This window comes from Klebsiella sp. R390, assembly GCF_051131745.1.
Taxonomy (GTDB): Bacteria; Pseudomonadota; Gammaproteobacteria; order Enterobacterales; family Enterobacteriaceae; genus Klebsiella.
Window position 1 is genome coordinate 3,723,346 of sequence record NZ_CP180445.1, and the last position, 16,283, is coordinate 3,739,628.

The following is a 16,283-nucleotide window of genomic DNA, read 5'->3' on the forward strand; positions in this document are numbered from 1 at the left end:
GTCGTGTTCGGGTATACTACTTTCCCGTCCTGGTTATTCCATCGTTTCACCCTAACTTCTCAGGTTCAGCATGACAACGAACTATATTTTTGTGACCGGCGGGGTCGTATCCTCTCTGGGTAAAGGCATTGCCGCAGCCTCCCTGGCCGCTATTCTCGAAGCCCGTGGGCTTAACGTAACCATGATGAAACTGGATCCGTATATCAACGTCGATCCGGGCACCATGAGCCCAATCCAACACGGGGAAGTGTTCGTTACTGAAGACGGCGCTGAAACCGATCTGGACCTGGGTCACTACGAGCGCTTCATCCGCACCAAAATGAGCCGCCGCAACAACTTCACTACGGGCCGTATCTACTCCGACGTTCTGCGTAAAGAGCGCCGCGGTGATTACCTGGGCGCGACCGTACAGGTCATCCCACACATCACCAACGCGATCAAAGAGCGCGTCCTTGCCGGTGGTGAAGGTCACGACGTGGTGCTGGTTGAAATCGGCGGTACCGTCGGTGATATCGAATCCCTGCCGTTCCTCGAAGCTATCCGTCAGATGGCTGTAGAGATTGGTCGTGAGCATACTCTGTTTATGCATTTGACCCTGGTGCCGTACATGGCAGCCGCCGGCGAAGTCAAAACCAAACCGACTCAGCACTCCGTGAAAGAGCTGCTTTCCATCGGTATTCAGCCAGATATTCTGATCTGCCGCTCCGATCGGGCGGTACCGGCCAACGAACGTGCTAAAATTGCATTGTTCTGTAACGTTCCGGAAAAGGCTGTTATTTCTCTGAAAGACGTCGATTCCATTTATAAAATTCCGGGCCTGTTGAAATCACAGGGGCTGGACGATTATATTTGTAAACGATTCAGCTTAAGTTGCCCGGAAGCAAACCTGGCCGAATGGGAACAGGTTATTTACGAAGAAGCCAATCCGGCTGGCGAAGTCACCATTGGTATGGTCGGTAAGTACATTGAACTGCCGGACGCCTACAAATCGGTGATCGAAGCGCTGAAACACGGTGGTCTGAAGAACCGCGTTACCGTCAACATCAAGCTGATTGATTCGCAGGATGTGGAAACGCGCGGCGTCGAAATTCTGAAAGATTTGGACGCTATCCTGATCCCGGGTGGCTTCGGCTATCGCGGTGTTGAAGGTAAAATCGCCACTGCACGCTATGCGCGTGAAAACAAAATTCCATATCTGGGTATTTGCCTGGGTATGCAGGTTGCGCTGATTGAGTTTGCGCGTAACGTCGCGGGAATGGAGAACGCCAACTCGACGGAATTTGTGCCAGACTGTAAGTACCCGGTTGTGGCCCTGATTACCGAATGGCGTGATGAAGAAGGCAACGTTGAAGTCCGTTCTGAAAAGAGCGACCTCGGCGGCACCATGCGCCTTGGCGCACAGCAGTGCCAGCTGGAAGACGAAAGCCTGGTTCGCCAGCTGTACGGCGAATCAACCATTACTGAGCGTCATCGTCACCGCTACGAAGTCAACAACATGTTGTTGAAACAGATTGAAAATGCGGGCCTGCGTGTTGCGGGCCGTTCCGGGGATGATCAGTTGGTCGAGATCATCGAAGTGCCGAATCACCCGTGGTTTGTCGCTTGTCAGTTCCATCCGGAGTTTACTTCAACGCCACGTGATGGCCACCCGCTGTTTGCAGGTTTTGTGAAAGCAGCAGGCGAGTATCAAAAGCGTCAGGCGAAGTAAAATGAGTTAGAACGGCAATGCACCCATCTGGGTGCATTGTTTGTCTGGAGTTTTAGTTTAACTTGTACTGAGGAAAACCTAATGTCCAAAATCGTTAAAGTCATCGGTCGTGAAATCATCGACTCCCGTGGTAACCCGACTGTTGAAGCCGAAGTACACCTGGAAGGTGGTTTCGTTGGTATGGCAGCAGCTCCGTCAGGTGCTTCTACTGGTTCCCGCGAAGCGCTGGAACTGCGCGATGGCGACAAATCCCGTTTCATGGGTAAAGGCGTACTGAAAGCTGTTGGCGCTGTCAACGGCCCGATCGCTCAGGCAATCCTTGGCAAAGACGCCAAAGATCAGGCTGGCATCGATAAAATCATGATCGACCTGGACGGTACTGAAAACAAATCTAACTTCGGTGCAAACGCCATCCTGGCTGTGTCTCTGGCTAACGCCAAAGCAGCTGCTGCCTCTAAAGGCCAGCCGCTGTTCGAGCACATCGCTGAGCTGAACGGTACTCCGGGCAAATACTCCATGCCGGTTCCGATGATGAACATCATCAACGGTGGTGAGCACGCTGACAACAACGTCGACATCCAGGAATTTATGATTCAGCCGGTTGGCGCTAAATCCCTGAAAGAAGCCGTACGTATGGGTTCTGAAGTGTTCCACAACCTGGCTAAAGTTCTGAAAGCTAAAGGTATGAACACTGCAGTTGGTGACGAAGGTGGCTACGCGCCGAACCTGGGTTCCAACGCTGAAGCACTGGCTGTAATCGCAGAAGCGGTTAAAGCTGCTGGCTACGAGCTGGGTACCGACATCACTCTGGCGATGGACTGTGCAGCTTCTGAATTCTACAAAGACGGTAAATACGTTCTGGCTGGCGAAGGCAACAAAGCGTTCACCTCTGAAGAGTTCACTCACTTCCTGGAAGACCTGACCAAACAGTACCCGATCGTCTCTATCGAAGACGGTCTGGACGAATCTGACTGGGATGGTTTCGCATACCAGACTAAAGTCCTGGGCGACAAAATCCAGCTGGTTGGTGACGATCTGTTCGTAACCAACACCAAGATCCTGAAAGAAGGCATCGAAAAAGGCATCGTTAACTCCATCCTGATCAAATTCAACCAGATCGGTTCTCTGACCGAAACTCTGGCTGCGATCAAAATGGCGAAAGACGCTGGCTACACTGCCGTTATCTCTCACCGTTCAGGCGAAACTGAAGACGCTACCATCGCTGACCTGGCTGTTGGTACTGCTGCAGGCCAGATCAAAACTGGTTCTATGAGCCGTTCTGACCGCGTTGCTAAATACAACCAGCTGATTCGTATCGAAGAAGCACTGGGTGAAAAAGCACCGTACAACGGTCGTAAAGAGATCAAAGGTCAGTAAGTCTGACTTTCTCTCTTAACAAAAAACCCGCCTCGGCGGGTTTTTTTATGTCTGCGGTCCGGCTATTTAAAATCAACGGCCATCTGCTGCGGAATGGTCAGCCCGCGCGTGGTCTGCACGCAGCGGTCGATATAATCGGTAAAGCGCGGCGGCTTCGGCATTCCCATGCTGAGCAGCTTATCGTTGCTGAACCGCACGTTAAGCGTAGCAAAAGCCCCATACAGGCGCATTGCTTTGAGCATCAGGCGTTCATTGCAGGGCCCAAAGATATCCTTCAGCTCACGGCGCATCTTCACCAGTGTCTCATAGCTCACCTGCGCGTACTTATCGCCAACGGGAACCTTCTCCAGCGCAGAGGCCATGGCGTTATCAATCTCGGCAAACTTCACGCTATTCTCTTCCCCGGCAGAAATATGGACTACCTCGCCACGGGCCAGCGGGCTGCTGAGCAGCATTAGTAATGCATCGGCACAGTAATCGACGGGGATCACATCGATACGGTCTTCCATCGAACACATAAATTTTTGCAGCATCAGCCCCATGCTGAACACCCAGAAGATACTGCTGGAAGGCTGGCAGCCGTGGTGAGTGTGGCCTACCACAATCGAGGGGCGAGCGATGACCAGCGGTAGCGTCGGGCATTCCTGCTGCATCAGGCGTTCGATGGTCGACTTGGAATGGGTGTACTCGACCAGATGTTCTGCACGTTCACGGAATATCGCGCTTTCCGCCACCAGTGAATCGGGTTCTGGCGAGCAGGACATCGCGGTACCAACATGCAGAAAACGTTGCAACGTACCAACCTGCGCCATGGTCTGGGCAAACTTCAACGTGCCTTCGACATTCACTTTCCAGATCAGTGGATTGTTGCCAAAGGAGGCGACGGCGGCACAGTTAATCACGTGTGTCACCTGCTGCAGTCGCGGGTCGCTGAGAAAGCTGTCGGGATTGGCCAAATCCCCCAGCAGCATGTTGCGCGGGGTCAGCGCCGCCAGGTTTTCTTCGGCGATGTTGAATTTACGCAGGTTTTCTTTGACCCGCTCCAGCGCGGCAATATCCGTGTCGGCACGGACTAACAGCAGCAGGTTCACCTCATTTGTCTGATTAAGAATGTTTTCTAAAACCGCTCCGCCCAGAAATCCGGTCACGCCTGTAATTAATAATGTGTTCATGAATACAGTCTCATCATGGTTGGTTTGCGGATTTTAGGAGCGGGTAATTAAACGGCGGGTAAATAAAAAAAGGGCTATTTGTGCGCTGTCTTAAGACTATTTTAAGTAAATGAAGCGTAGCGGATAAGGTTGGACTATGGCTGCTGATAATAGATTCACAATAATATGTATCTGTTTGTACATCTTTGAAATTTATCTATTTTATTCTTTGTGCTTGGTTTTTATTTGACGGTTTTTAAACATATTCTGTTACATCAAATTGACCGTGCAGCTGCGGACAAGACCTGAGCCTATAAATCTGCGATAATGTGCACTCATAACCCCACACCGAGATGATTATGCAGTACCCGATTAACGAGATGTTCCAGACCTTGCAAGGCGAGGGTTACTTTACCGGCGTGCCCGCCATTTTTATTCGTCTGCAGGGATGCCCGGTCGGTTGTGCCTGGTGCGATACCAAACATACCTGGGATAAGCTTGCCGATCGGGAAGTGTCGCTGTTCAGTATTCTGGCGAAAACCAAAGAGAGCGATAAATGGGGTCCGGCGAGCGGCGAAGATCTGCTGGCTATTATTGGACGCCAGGGCTGGACGGCCCGCCATGTGGTGATCACCGGCGGAGAACCCTGTATTCACGATTTAACGCCGCTGACCGTGCTGCTGGAGCAAAACGGCTTTAGCTGCCAGATTGAAACCAGCGGTACCCATGAGGTGCGCTGTAGCCCTCACACCTGGGTGACGGTATCCCCGAAGGTGAATATGCGCGGCGGCTATGATGTGCTGTCCCAGGCATTGCAGCGGGCCGACGAAATTAAACACCCGGTGGGACGCGTGCGCGATATCGAAGCCCTCGACGAACTGCTGGAAACCCTGACGGATGACAAGCCGCGGATTATTGCTCTGCAACCGATCAGCCAAAAAGAAGACGCGACGCGCCTGTGTATCGAAACCTGCATTGCGCGAAACTGGCGGCTCTCTATGCAAACGCATAAGTATTTGAATATCGCCTGATAAAAAGGCCCGGTTCACAGATTGTGGACCGGGCCTTTTTGATCGACAGATCGGGCAGACGACACGCCTCCCGACCGGATATTACTCGCCGCGATAGACGCATCCTGCGGTACAGGTCTCTTTAATCATCACGGCGCTCAGCAGTGGAACGACGGGTTTCATCTGTTCCCAGACCCAACGGGCCAGTACTTCGCTGGTGGGGTTTTCCAGGCCAGGAATATCGTTCAGATAGTAATGATCCAGACGATCGTAGATCGGCTTAAAGGCGGCCTTGAGCTCGGCAAAATCCATGATCCAGCCCGTGTGGGGATCGACTTCACCGGTAATCTCCAGACGCACCATAAAAGAGTGACCGTGCAGGCGACCGCACTTATGACCTTCCGGTACGTGAGGCAGGTGATGGGCGGCTTCGAAGGTGAAATCTTTAAACAGGGTGGTGGACATCTTTCATTCTCATAAGACAAAAAAACCGCCGTAGGGTACCGGAAAGTCTATTTTTTATCATTAACTAAAACCGATCCTGGGGGAAAACAGCATCATTGACTATGTTGTCAGGAAAGATATCTTTATATTTTATGTAGTTAGCTAATCGCTTTTGTTGTTAATAACTATAACTAAAACAGGTTAGTCCATTTGGTTATTTGTTATTTCCATCCCTTCTTTAATTGTTATTATCTGCGCCGTTAACCTTATAACTCGTCATACTTCGAGCTGCATGTGCGTCGGTTTTGCTCGCTCACTCCAGTCACTTACTGATGTAAGCACCCGGGGATTTGCTGCATAACCGTCTTCCTGCAACTCGAATTATTTAGAGTAAATACATTTATTTCTGTTTTGGCGCGCTGACAGGGTGCGATGAACAGCTTAGCTTACTGGAACATAACGACGCATGACGACACAGGCCCCATCTTCCAATTTGCTGCCGCTTAACCCGGAGCAAATGGCGCGCCTTCAGGCGGCCACGACAGATTTCACCCCAACTCAGCTTGCCTGGGTTTCTGGCTATTTTTGGGGCGTGCTGAATCAGCAGTCCGGTGCCGCGGTTGCGGTACCTGCCCAGGCGGCGGAAGCCCCGAGCATTACGCTTATCTCCGCATCGCAAACCGGCAACGCCCGTCGGGTGGCGGAAGCGCTGCGGGACGATCTCCAGGCAGCACAGCTGAACGTCAAGCTGGTTAACGCAGGCGACTATAAATTCAAACAAATTGCCTCCGAAAAACTGCTGGTGATCGTGACCTCTACTCAGGGTGAAGGCGAGTCGCCGGAAGAAGCTGTCGCGCTGCATAAGTTCCTGTTCTCGAAAAAAGCGCCAGCGCTGACCGGGACGGCTTTTGCGGTCTTTGGCCTGGGCGATACCTCTTATGAATTCTTCTGCCAGTCCGGGAAAGACTTCGATAGCCGCCTGGCGGAGCTGGGTGGTGAACGCCTGCTGGATCGCGTGGATGCCGACGTTGAATATCAACCGGCGGCGGCAGAATGGCGTGCGCGGGTGGTCGAGGTGCTGAAAGCACGGGCGCCTGTCGCGGCGCCGGTTCAGGCTGTCGCGTCCGGTGCGGTCAACGACATTCACTCGAGCCCCTATACCAAAGAAGCGCCGCTGACGGCGACGCTGGCGGTAAACCAGAAAATCACCGGCCGTGACTCCGAAAAAGACGTGCGCCACATTGAAATTGACCTTGCGGATTCCGGCCTGCGCTACCAGCCGGGCGATGCGCTTGGCGTGTGGTATCAGAATGACCCGGCGCTGGTAAAAGAGCTGGTTGAACTGCTGTGGCTGAAGGGTGATGAGCCTGTTACCGTTGACGGTAAAACGCTGCCGCTGGCCGAAGCGCTGGAGTGGCATTTTGAACTGACGGTGAATACCGGCAATATCGTTGAGAACTATGCCACCCTGACCCGCAGCGAATCACTGTTGCCGCTGGTGGGCGATAAGGCACAGCTGCAGCATTATGCGGCGACCACGCCGATCGTCGATATGGTGCGCTTCTCCCCGGCACAGCTTGATGCCGAGGCGCTGATTGCGCTGCTGCGTCCGTTAACGCCGCGTCTGTACTCTATCGCCTCGTCGCAGGCGGAAGTGGAAACTGAAGTCCACGTGACCGTGGGCGTCGTGCGCTTTGATATCGAAGGCCGCGCTCGCGCAGGAGGCGCCTCCAGCTTCCTCGCCGACCGTCTGGAAGAAGACGGTGAAGTTCGCGTCTTTATCGAACACAACGACAACTTCCGTCTGCCGGCTAACCCGCAAACGCCGGTTATCATGATTGGTCCAGGTACCGGTATTGCGCCGTTCCGTGCCTTCATGCAGCAGCGTGCAGCGGAAGGGGCTGACGGCAAGAACTGGCTGTTCTTCGGCAACCCGCACTTTACGGAAGATTTTCTGTACCAGGTCGAGTGGCAAAGCTACGTCAAAGAGGGCGTACTGAGTCGTATCGACCTCGCATGGTCCCGCGATCAACAACAAAAAGTCTATGTTCAGGACAAGTTACGCGAGCAGGGGGCCGAACTGTGGCGCTGGATTAATGACGGTGCCCATATTTATGTCTGCGGCGATGCCAATCGTATGGCAAAAGACGTTGAGCAGACGTTGCTGGAAGTGATTGCCGAATTCGGCGCGATGGACGCCGAAGCGGCGGACGAATTTTTAAGTGAGCTGCGCGTTGAGCGCCGTTATCAGCGAGATGTCTACTAATGAGCGAAAAACATCCTGGACCCCTGGTGGTTGAAGGTAAACTGGCCGACGCCGAGCGTCTGAAGGTAGAGAGCAACTACCTGCGCGGCACGATTGCAGAAGACTTAAATGACTCCCTTACCGGTGGCTTTAATGGCGACAACTTCCTGCTGATTCGCTTTCACGGCATGTATCAGCAAGATGACCGCGACATTCGCGCCGAGCGTGCGGCTCAGAAGCTCGAGCCGCGCCACGCGATGCTGCTGCGCTGCCGTCTGCCGGGTGGCGTGATCACCACCAAACAGTGGCAGGCGATTGATAAATTCGCCGCCGATAACACGATTTATGGCAGCATTCGTCTGACCAACCGCCAGACCTTTCAGTTTCACGGCATTCTGAAGAAGCATGTGAAGCCGGTACATCAGATGCTGCACTCGGTTGGCCTGGATGCGCTGGCAACCGCCAACGACGTGAACCGTAACGTCCTGTGCACCTCGAACCCGAACGAGTCTCAGCTGCATGCTGAAGCCTACGAGTGGGCGAAAAAGATCTCTGAGCATCTGCTGCCGCGGACCCGCGCCTATGCGGAGATCTGGCTCGATCAGAAAAAAGTCGCCACCACTGACGAAGAACCGATCCTCGGTCCAACCTACCTGCCGCGTAAGTTCAAAACGACGGTGGTGATCCCGCCGCAGAACGATATCGACCTGCACGCCAACGATATGAACTTCGTGGCGATTGCTGAAAACGGCAAGTTGGTTGGTTTTAACCTGCTGGTGGGCGGCGGTCTGTCTATCGATCACGGCAACAAAAAAACCTATGCCCGCACGGCGAGCGAGTTCGGCTATCTGCCGCTCGAACATACGCTAGCGGTGGCGGAAGCGGTGGTGACGACTCAGCGCGACTGGGGTAACCGTACCGACCGTAAAAATGCGAAAACGAAATATACCCTTGAGCGCGTTGGCGTTGAGACCTTCAAGGCCGAAGTTGAGCGCCGGGCAGGCATCAAATTCGAGCCGATCCGGGCGTATGAGTTCACCGGTCGCGGCGATCGCATTGGCTGGGTCAAAGGGATCGATGATAAATGGTATCTGACGCTGTTTATTGAAAACGGTCGTATTCTTGATTATCCGGGCCGTCCGCTGAAAACTGGCCTGCTGGAGATCTCGAAGATCCACCAGGGCGAATTCCGTATTACGGCGAACCAGAACCTGATTATCGCCAGCGTGCCGGAAGCGGAAAAAGCGCGGATTGAAAAGCTGGCGCGCGACCACGGGTTGATGAATGCCGTCACCCCGCAGCGTGAAAACTCGATGGCCTGCGTCTCCTTCCCGACCTGCCCGCTGGCGATGGCAGAAGCCGAGCGCTTCTTACCGTCGTTTATCGACAAAGTGGACGGGGTGATGAGCAAGCATGGCGTGAGCGATGAGCATATCGTGACGCGTGTGACCGGTTGCCCTAACGGCTGTGGCCGTGCGCTGCTGGCGGAAGTCGGGCTGGTGGGTAAAGCGCCGGGGCGTTACAACCTGCACCTGGGGGGTAACCGCAGCGGAACGCGTATTCCACGCATGTATCGCGAGAACATTACCGAGTCGGAAATTCTCGACTCGATTGACCAGCTGGTAGGGCGCTGGGCGAAGGAGCGCGAAGCGGGTGAAGGCTTCGGCGACTTTACGGTGCGTGCGGGCATCGTTCGCCCGGTGCTCGACCCAGCCCGTGATTTCTGGGAATAACGCAGCATCGCCCGCTAAGTTATGCTTATCGGGCGTACTGGTTTTGTAGGCCGGGCACAGGCAGTACCGCCCGACGAAACAGGCAAATGAGGTCCTTATGTCCGTACTCGATCTAAACGTGCTTAACGAATTACCGAAGGTCGATCGCGTTTTGCAACTGGCGGAAACCAACGCTCAGCTGGAGAAGCTCAGCGCCGAGGAACGTGTTGCGTGGGCGCTGGAAAACCTGCCGGGCGATTATGCGCTCTCTTCCAGTTTCGGGATTCAGGCGGCGGTCAGTTTGCATCTGGTGAATCAGATCCGCCCGGATATCCCGGTGATCCTCACCGATACCGGCTACCTGTTCCCGGAAACCTATCAGTTTATCGATGAGCTTACCGACAAGCTGCAGCTCAATCTGAAGGTGTATCGCGCAGAGACCAGCCCGGCCTGGCAGGAAGCGCGCTACGGCAAGTTGTGGGAGCAGGGCGTTGAAGGCATTGAGAAATACAATGAAATCAACAAAGTCGAACCGATGAACCGGGCGCTGAAATCGCTGAATACCCAAACCTGGTTTGCAGGCCTGCGCCGGGAACAGTCCGGGAGTCGCGCTACGTTACCGGTGCTGGCTATCCAGCGGGGCGTTTTTAAGGTGCTGCCGATCATCGACTGGGATAATCGTACCGTTTATCAGTATCTGCAAAAGCACGGCCTGAAGTACCACCCGCTGTGGGATCAGGGCTATTTGTCGGTGGGCGATACCCATACGACCCGCAAGTGGGAACCGGGCATGGCGGAAGAAGAGACGCGCTTTTTTGGCCTGAAGCGCGAGTGCGGACTGCACGAAGGGTAATTAACCGGCCATGTAGCCCTATGTCAGTAATGCCCTCTGTCTGAACGACGAGGGCATTTTTGTGACCAGCCAGCCCGATCAGCGCTGTTTTTCGGTCTTTGCCAGCTCTTTGAGCAGCGGCAGCATCACTTTGACGACATCGCGGCTGCGGTGCTCGATACGGCCCGGCAGGGCTTTATCGATATGCTGCTGGTTATCCAGCTGTACGTCATGCCAGCTGATGCCCTGCGGGAAGGAGGCCGATTTGTTGCGTTGCTGATAGCCATCTTTCTTGCCCAGCGCCCAGTTGGTGGCCTCTACGGATAACACCGGGATCCCGGCGCTATCAAAAACACTCGCGTCATTACAGCACCCGGTGCCCTTGGGGTAATCCGGATTGAGCCCAGGGTTGCTGTAGGCGGCAATGCCTTTGCTGCGGGCAATGGCCAGGGCGCGGTCCCGGGTGAGTTTGCGAATCGCGGCGGGAGTGCTGCGGCCGCTATTAAAATAGAGCTTATCGCCGACCACCAGATTGTCGAGATTAATCACCAGCAGCGTATTTTTCTTCTCTGCATCGCTCATGCGTTTGAGGACATTCTGCGCGCCGAGGTTGCCTTCTTCTTCGCCGCTGGAGGCGATAAAACGAATGCCGTAACGGGTCGGGACGTTCTTCAGGTGTTCCGCCAGCTCCAGCAATACGCCAACCCCGACGGCGTTATCGTCAATACCCTGCAGGGTTAAGCCGCCGAGATTGTTCTCAACATCGGTATCGCTCCTTGGCGCGTAGGTATCGAGGTGTGCCATCACGATGATCTGTTGGCGAACCGACCCCTCATGTGCCGCGATGACGGTGCTGCCGGTGACGTTTTGCCAGTTTTTCCGCGCATCTTTATTACTGTAGATATAGCGCGCATGGAAGCTGCGAATGTCGCTCTGGTAGCCCATCTGGGCAAACTGCTGACGAACGTAATCCGCCGACAGCATTTCTGCGGGCGTTCCGGTCATTCTGCCGGGGAAAACTGTCGCGATATGACGAGCCTGGGTATTTGCGGTATCACCCATGGCGCTGAACGCCGGGGCGGAGAAGACAAAACCTGCGCCAAGCGCCAGGGGAAGGAGGCGGCGGCACAACGCGGAATACATAGAAAGGTCCTTTCTCGGCGGTAATATTTTAACCCACGTAGTATGAAACTGTGACCGGGGTTAAACAATTTCATTTGCTCTTAAATGGCGGAAAAATCGCGTGTTAAGCACTTTTTGATATTTGTATTTCCAGCTCGTTATTCTTTTGGGTAACAACTCATTCCATTTAGTAATTTCATTTGCTCAAAGCAGCACCCTATAGTCGCTCTATGACTGAATGTAAGCGAGTTGTTGCACCGTGGACTATTTGCCCTTATTTGCCGAAGTGAAAGAAAGACCTGTGCTGGTAGTTGGCGGTGGGGAGATTGCTGCGCGCAAAATTCTGTTTCTGCGTCGGGCCGGTGCAAAGGTTCAGGTAGTGGCCGCTGAGTTATCTGAAGCCATCGCCGGGCAGGTTGAACGCCAGGAAATTACGTGGCGCGCCCAGGCGTTTGAAGAGCAACAACTTGACGATGTTTTTTTGGTGATTGCCGCCACTGACGATGATGCGCTTAATCAGCGGATCTCGGCGGCGGCAAACGCCCGTTACCGCCTGGTTAACGTTGTCGATAACCAGCCGCTTTGCTCGGCGGTGTTTCCCTCTATCGTGGACCGCTCCCCGCTGCTGATCGCCATCTTCTCTGGCGGTTCGGCGCCGGTACTGTCCCGGCTGATTCGCGAAAAAATTGAAGCGTTGCTGCCGACCAATCTCGGACGCGTTGCTGAAGCAGCAAGCTACTGGCGGCATCATATTAAAACCCATCTGACCACCACCGCAGCGCGGCGTCGCTTCTGGGAGCGGGTCTTTAACGGCCGCTTTGCCAGCCTGATGATCGCCGGCAACAAAGCCGCCGCCGATAAGGCGCTGGAAGATGAACTGCATCAGCCGGAAAAACGGCTGGGCGAAATTATTCTTGTCGGGGCAGGACCGGGAGATGCCGGACTGTTGACGCTGCGAGGCCTTCAGGCGGTTCAGCAGGCCGACGTGGTGTTTTATGACTCTCTGGTGACGCCGGAAATCCGCGAGCTGGTGCGTCGTGATGCCGACATGATCTGCGTCGGCAAACGGGCGGGCGAACACTCCGTGCCGCAGCATGAAACCAACCAGATGCTGGTGGATGCAGCGCGAGAAGGCAAAACGGTGGTGCGCCTGAAAGGCGGCGATCCGTTTATTTTTGGTCGCGGTGGCGAAGAGCTACAGGCGGCAGCGGCAGCGGGGATCCCGTTTCAGGTGGTTCCGGGCGTCACGGCTGCGGCGGGGGCGACAGCCTACGCCGGCATTCCGCTTACCCATCGCGATTACGCCCAGAGCGTGACCTTTGTGACCGGCCATTTCAAGGCGGACAGCGCGTCGCTCGACTGGACGCAGCTGGCGCAAAGCCGGCAAACCCTGGCTATCTACATGGGCACCCTGAAAGCGGCGGAGATCAGCGCGCAGCTGATAGCCCATGGACGGGATAGCAACACGCCTGTGGCGGTGATTTCTCGTGGTACCCGTGCCGATCAGCAAACGACGACGGGCACATTACAACAGCTGGAACAGCTGGCGAAAGAGGCTCCGATGCCAGCTCTGCTGGTCGTGGGCGAAGTGGTGCAATTACATCAACAACTCGCCTGGTTTCAACATTCAACTCAAGCAGAGGCATTTAATGCCTCTGTGGTAAATCTGGCTTAGTCCCGGCGCGACAGCCTTATAAGGAACGGTTATGGACCAAAAACGACTCACTCACCTGCGGCAACTGGAAGCAGAAAGCATCCATATTATTCGTGAGGTGGCCGCCGAATTCTCTAACCCGGTGATGATGTACTCCATCGGTAAAGATTCCAGCGTGATGCTGCATCTGGCGCGTAAAGCGTTTTATCCGGGAACCTTGCCTTTTCCGCTGTTACACGTGGATACCGGCTGGAAATTCCGCGAGATGTACGAGTTCCGTGACCGTACCGCGAAAGCCTACGGCTGCGAGCTGCTGGTGCATAAAAACCCGGAAGGGGTGGCGATGGGGATTAACCCGTTCGTTCACGGTAGCGCTAAGCATACCGATATCATGAAGACCGAAGGCCTGAAGCAGGCGCTGAACAAATACGGCTTTGACGCCGCGTTTGGCGGGGCCCGTCGTGATGAAGAGAAGTCGCGCGCCAAAGAGCGTATCTATTCGTTCCGCGATCGCTTCCACCGCTGGGATCCGAAAAACCAGCGCCCGGAGCTGTGGCACAACTACAACGGTCAGATTAACAAAGGCGAAAGCATCCGCGTCTTCCCGCTCTCCAACTGGACCGAGCTGGATATCTGGCAGTACATCTACCTGGAAAATATCGAAATCGTTCCGCTGTATCTGGCGGCCGAGCGCCCGGTGCTGGAGCGTGACGGGATGCTGATGATGATCGATGACGATCGTATTGATTTGCAACCGGGTGAGATGATCAAAAAACAGATGGTGCGTTTCCGTACACTTGGCTGCTGGCCGTTGACCGGCGCGGTAGAATCCAATGCGCAAACGCTGCCGGAAATTATTGAAGAGATGCTGGTCTCCACAACCAGCGAGCGTCAGGGTCGAATGATAGACCGCGACCAGGCCGGCTCCATGGAGCTGAAGAAACGTCAGGGGTATTTCTAAGGAGCCGCCATGAACACGACAATTGCACAACAAATTGCTAATGAAGGCGGCGTAGAAGCATACCTGCACGCGCAACAGCACAAAAGCCTGCTGCGTTTCCTGACCTGCGGCAGCGTCGATGACGGTAAAAGCACACTGATTGGCCGTCTGCTGCACGATACTCGTCAGATTTACGAAGATCAGCTCTCATCGCTGCATAATGACAGCAAACGTCACGGCACCCAGGGCGAGAAACTGGACCTGGCGCTGCTGGTGGATGGCCTGCAGGCCGAGCGCGAGCAGGGCATTACCATCGACGTGGCGTATCGTTATTTCTCCACCGAGAAGCGCAAATTTATCATCGCCGATACTCCGGGGCACGAGCAGTACACCCGTAATATGGCGACCGGCGCCTCCACCTGCGACCTGGCGATTCTGCTGATGGACGCACGTAAAGGGGTTCTCGATCAGACCCGCCGTCATAGCTTTATTTCTACCCTGCTGGGAATTAAAAATCTGGTGGTAGCGGTGAATAAAATGGACCTGGTGGACTTCAGTGAGGAGACCTTCAACCGCATTCGCGAAGAGTATCTGACCTTTGCTGGACAGCTTCCGGGCGATATCGACATCCGCTTTGTGCCGTTGTCTGCCCTGGAAGGGGATAACGTCGCTACCCAGAGCGCAAGCATGCCGTGGTACAGCGGCCCGACGCTGCTGGAAGTTCTGGAAACCGTTGAAATTCGTCGGGCGGTAGAAAACCAGCCGCTGCGTTTCCCGGTCCAGTTCGTCAACCGCCCGAACCTCGACTTCCGTGGTTTTTCCGGCACGGTAGCCTCAGGCAACGTGACGGTCGGACAGCGTCTAAAGGTGCTGCCATCTGGCGTAGAATCCAGCGTTGCCCGTATCGTGACCTTTGACGGCGACCTGCAGGAAGCCGGCGCTGGTGAAGCCATCACCATCGTGCTGAAAGATGAAATTGATATCAGCCGTGGCGATTTGCTGGTAGATGCCCAGGTTTCGCTGCCAGCGGTTCAGAGCGCCAGCGTGGATGTGGTGTGGATGGCGGAGCAGGCGTTAGCGCCGGGCCAGAGCTATGACATCAAAATTGCCGGTAAGAAAACCCGTGCGCGAGTCGACGGTATTCGCTATCAGGTGGACATCAATAACCTGACCCAGCGCGAAGTCGAAGCTCTGCCGCTGAACGGCATTGGCCTGGTGGATCTGACCTTTGACGAACCGCTGGTGCTGGATAAATACCAGCATAACCCGGTGACCGGGGGACTGATCTTTATCGACCGTCTGACCAACGTCACGGTCGGTGCTGGCATGGTGCGTGAGCCGCAGGAGCAATCCCAGGCATCGGCATCGTCCTTCAGCGCGTTTGAACTGGAGCTGAATCAGCTGATTCGCAAGCATTTCCCACATTGGGACGCCCGCGATCTGCTGGGAGGCAAATAATGGCCCAGCATGACGAAAATGTCGTCTGGCACGCCCATCCTGTCACTCAGCAGCAGCGTGAACAACACCACGGCCATCGCGGCGTGGTGCTGTGGTTTACCGGGCTGTCCGGCTCCGGTAAATCCACCGTCGCCGGGGCGCTGGAAGAGGCGCTGCATCAGGCTGGCGTCAGCACCTATCTGCTGGATGGCGATAATGTGCGTCATGGCCTGTGCAGTGACCTGGGATTCAGTGATGACGATCGCAAAGAGAACATTCGCCGCGTCGGCGAAGTCGCCAGGCTGATGGTTGATGCGGGGCTGGTTGTATTGACCGCATTTATATCTCCCCATCGTGCTGAGCGACAGATGGTACGTGAACGACTGGGTGAAGGGCGCTTTATCGAAGTGTTCGTCGACACCCCGCTGGCTATCTGTGAAGCGCGGGATCCGAAAGGGCTGTACAAAAAGGCGCGTGCGGGTGAGTTGCGTAACTTTACCGGGATTGATTCAGTGTATGAATCACCGGAACAGGCGGAAATTCATCTGGATGGGGAACAATTGGTAACAAATTTGGTGCACCAACTATTAGACCTCCTCAGACAGAGCGATATTATCAGATCCTGAAACGGCGACGGAACTAAGATGCCGG

Annotated in this window: 13 protein-coding genes; 10 read left to right on the forward strand and 3 right to left on the reverse strand. The window is 54.8% G+C overall.

Annotation, left to right across the window (positions count from 1 at the left end):
* Nucleotides 1-70: 70 nt before the first annotated feature.
* Both pyrG and eno read left to right on the forward strand, forming a co-directional pair.
* On the forward strand, nt 71-1,708 hold the full coding sequence (gene pyrG, locus ACMYSP_RS17435; protein ID WP_123756719.1) for a glutamine hydrolyzing CTP synthase: 1,638 nt from the start codon (nt 71-73) through the stop codon (nt 1,706-1,708).
* Nucleotides 1,709-1,789: 81 nt separating this feature from the next.
* Nucleotides 1,790-3,085 carry a phosphopyruvate hydratase gene (gene eno / locus ACMYSP_RS17440; protein WP_123756720.1) on the forward strand — a complete coding sequence of 432 codons (1,296 nt, stop codon included), beginning with the start codon at nt 1,790-1,792 and terminating at the stop codon, nt 3,083-3,085.
* A gap of 62 nt (nt 3,086-3,147) precedes the next feature.
* On the opposite strand, the gene ACMYSP_RS17445 is transcribed toward eno, so the two are convergent.
* Nucleotides 3,148-4,257 (reverse strand): SDR family oxidoreductase, encoded by a 1,110-nt coding sequence (locus ACMYSP_RS17445; protein ID WP_434583298.1) that lies wholly within the window; start codon nt 4,255-4,257, stop codon nt 3,148-3,150.
* 338 nt (nt 4,258-4,595) lie between these two features.
* Here ACMYSP_RS17445 and queE point away from each other — a divergent pair, with 338 nt between their 5' ends.
* Nucleotides 4,596-5,267 (forward strand): 7-carboxy-7-deazaguanine synthase QueE, encoded by a 672-nt coding sequence (queE, locus tag ACMYSP_RS17450; RefSeq protein ID WP_123756943.1) that lies wholly within the window; start codon nt 4,596-4,598, stop codon nt 5,265-5,267.
* Between the two features lie 81 nt (nt 5,268-5,348).
* On the opposite strand, the gene queD is transcribed toward queE, so the two are convergent.
* On the reverse strand, nt 5,349-5,711 hold the full coding sequence (gene queD / locus ACMYSP_RS17455) for a 6-carboxytetrahydropterin synthase QueD (protein ID WP_434583299.1): 363 nt from the start codon (nt 5,709-5,711) through the stop codon (nt 5,349-5,351).
* A gap of 445 nt (nt 5,712-6,156) precedes the next feature.
* Here queD and cysJ point away from each other — a divergent pair, with 445 nt between their 5' ends.
* The 3 genes from cysJ (at nt 6,157) to cysH (ending at nt 10,500) form a co-directional block, all read left to right on the forward strand.
* A complete protein-coding gene (gene cysJ / locus ACMYSP_RS17460) occupies nt 6,157-7,956 on the forward strand; it encodes an NADPH-dependent assimilatory sulfite reductase flavoprotein subunit (protein WP_123756723.1) in 1,800 nt (599 codons plus the stop codon).
* The gene (gene cysI / locus ACMYSP_RS17465; protein WP_434583300.1) at nt 7,956-9,668 is read left to right on the forward strand and encodes an assimilatory sulfite reductase (NADPH) hemoprotein subunit; all 1,713 of its coding nucleotides are present in this window, start codon (nt 7,956-7,958) and stop codon (nt 9,666-9,668) included. The genes cysJ and cysI overlap by 1 nt, the downstream gene beginning before the upstream one ends.
* A 97-nt stretch (nt 9,669-9,765) precedes the next feature.
* Complete coding sequence (gene cysH, locus ACMYSP_RS17470) at nt 9,766-10,500, forward strand: phosphoadenosine phosphosulfate reductase (protein ID WP_123756725.1); 735 nt, start codon at nt 9,766-9,768, stop codon at nt 10,498-10,500.
* Nucleotides 10,501-10,578: 78 nt separating this feature from the next.
* Here cysH and ACMYSP_RS17475 read toward each other — a convergent pair whose 3' ends face one another.
* Nucleotides 10,579-11,622: an aminopeptidase gene (locus ACMYSP_RS17475; protein ID WP_434583302.1), complete on the reverse strand. Its 1,044-nt coding sequence runs from the start codon at nt 11,620-11,622 to the stop codon at nt 10,579-10,581.
* A 247-nt stretch (nt 11,623-11,869) separates the two neighbouring features.
* Between ACMYSP_RS17475 and cysG the strand changes: the two genes are divergently transcribed.
* Genes cysG through cysC form a run of 4 tightly spaced genes read left to right on the forward strand, consistent with a single transcriptional unit; the run spans nt 11,870 to nt 16,258 of the window.
* Complete coding sequence (gene cysG, locus ACMYSP_RS17480; RefSeq protein ID WP_434587149.1) at nt 11,870-13,276, forward strand: siroheme synthase CysG; 1,407 nt, start codon at nt 11,870-11,872, stop codon at nt 13,274-13,276.
* Nucleotides 13,277-13,307: 31 nt separating this feature from the next.
* Entirely contained in the window at nt 13,308-14,216 is a 909-nt protein-coding gene (gene cysD / locus ACMYSP_RS17485; RefSeq protein ID WP_434583303.1) for a sulfate adenylyltransferase subunit CysD, read from the forward strand.
* Nucleotides 14,217-14,225: 9 nt separating this feature from the next.
* On the forward strand, nt 14,226-15,653 hold the full coding sequence (gene cysN / locus ACMYSP_RS17490) for a sulfate adenylyltransferase subunit CysN (RefSeq protein ID WP_434583304.1): 1,428 nt from the start codon (nt 14,226-14,228) through the stop codon (nt 15,651-15,653).
* Nucleotides 15,653-16,258 (forward strand): adenylyl-sulfate kinase, encoded by a 606-nt coding sequence (cysC, locus tag ACMYSP_RS17495; RefSeq protein ID WP_123756731.1) that lies wholly within the window; start codon nt 15,653-15,655, stop codon nt 16,256-16,258. Before cysN ends, cysC begins: the two co-directional genes overlap by 1 nt.
* The last annotated feature ends 25 nt before the right edge of the window (nt 16,259-16,283 follow it).

What these genes read in the sequence shown, in the direction of transcription:
- pyrG (WP_123756719.1), top strand. Translation starts at nt 71, where the DNA reads ATGACAACGAACTATATTTTTGTGACCGGCGGGGTCGTATCCTCTCTG.
- eno (WP_123756720.1), top strand. Translation starts at nt 1,790, where the DNA reads ATGTCCAAAATCGTTAAAGTCATCGGTCGTGAAATCATCGACTCCCGT.
- ACMYSP_RS17445 (WP_434583298.1), bottom strand. Translation starts at nt 4,257, where the DNA reads ATGAACACATTATTAATTACAGGCGTGACCGGATTTCTGGGCGGAGCG.
- queE (WP_123756943.1), top strand. Translation starts at nt 4,596, where the DNA reads ATGCAGTACCCGATTAACGAGATGTTCCAGACCTTGCAAGGCGAGGGT.
- queD (WP_434583299.1), bottom strand. Translation starts at nt 5,711, where the DNA reads ATGTCCACCACCCTGTTTAAAGATTTCACCTTCGAAGCCGCCCATCAC.
- cysJ (WP_123756723.1), top strand. Translation starts at nt 6,157, where the DNA reads ATGACGACACAGGCCCCATCTTCCAATTTGCTGCCGCTTAACCCGGAG.
- cysI (WP_434583300.1), top strand. Translation starts at nt 7,956, where the DNA reads ATGAGCGAAAAACATCCTGGACCCCTGGTGGTTGAAGGTAAACTGGCC.
- cysH (WP_123756725.1), top strand. Translation starts at nt 9,766, where the DNA reads ATGTCCGTACTCGATCTAAACGTGCTTAACGAATTACCGAAGGTCGAT.
- ACMYSP_RS17475 (WP_434583302.1), bottom strand. Translation starts at nt 11,622, where the DNA reads ATGTATTCCGCGTTGTGCCGCCGCCTCCTTCCCCTGGCGCTTGGCGCA.
- cysD (WP_434583303.1), top strand. Translation starts at nt 13,308, where the DNA reads ATGGACCAAAAACGACTCACTCACCTGCGGCAACTGGAAGCAGAAAGC.
- cysN (WP_434583304.1), top strand. Translation starts at nt 14,226, where the DNA reads ATGAACACGACAATTGCACAACAAATTGCTAATGAAGGCGGCGTAGAA.
- cysC (WP_123756731.1), top strand. Translation starts at nt 15,653, where the DNA reads ATGGCCCAGCATGACGAAAATGTCGTCTGGCACGCCCATCCTGTCACT.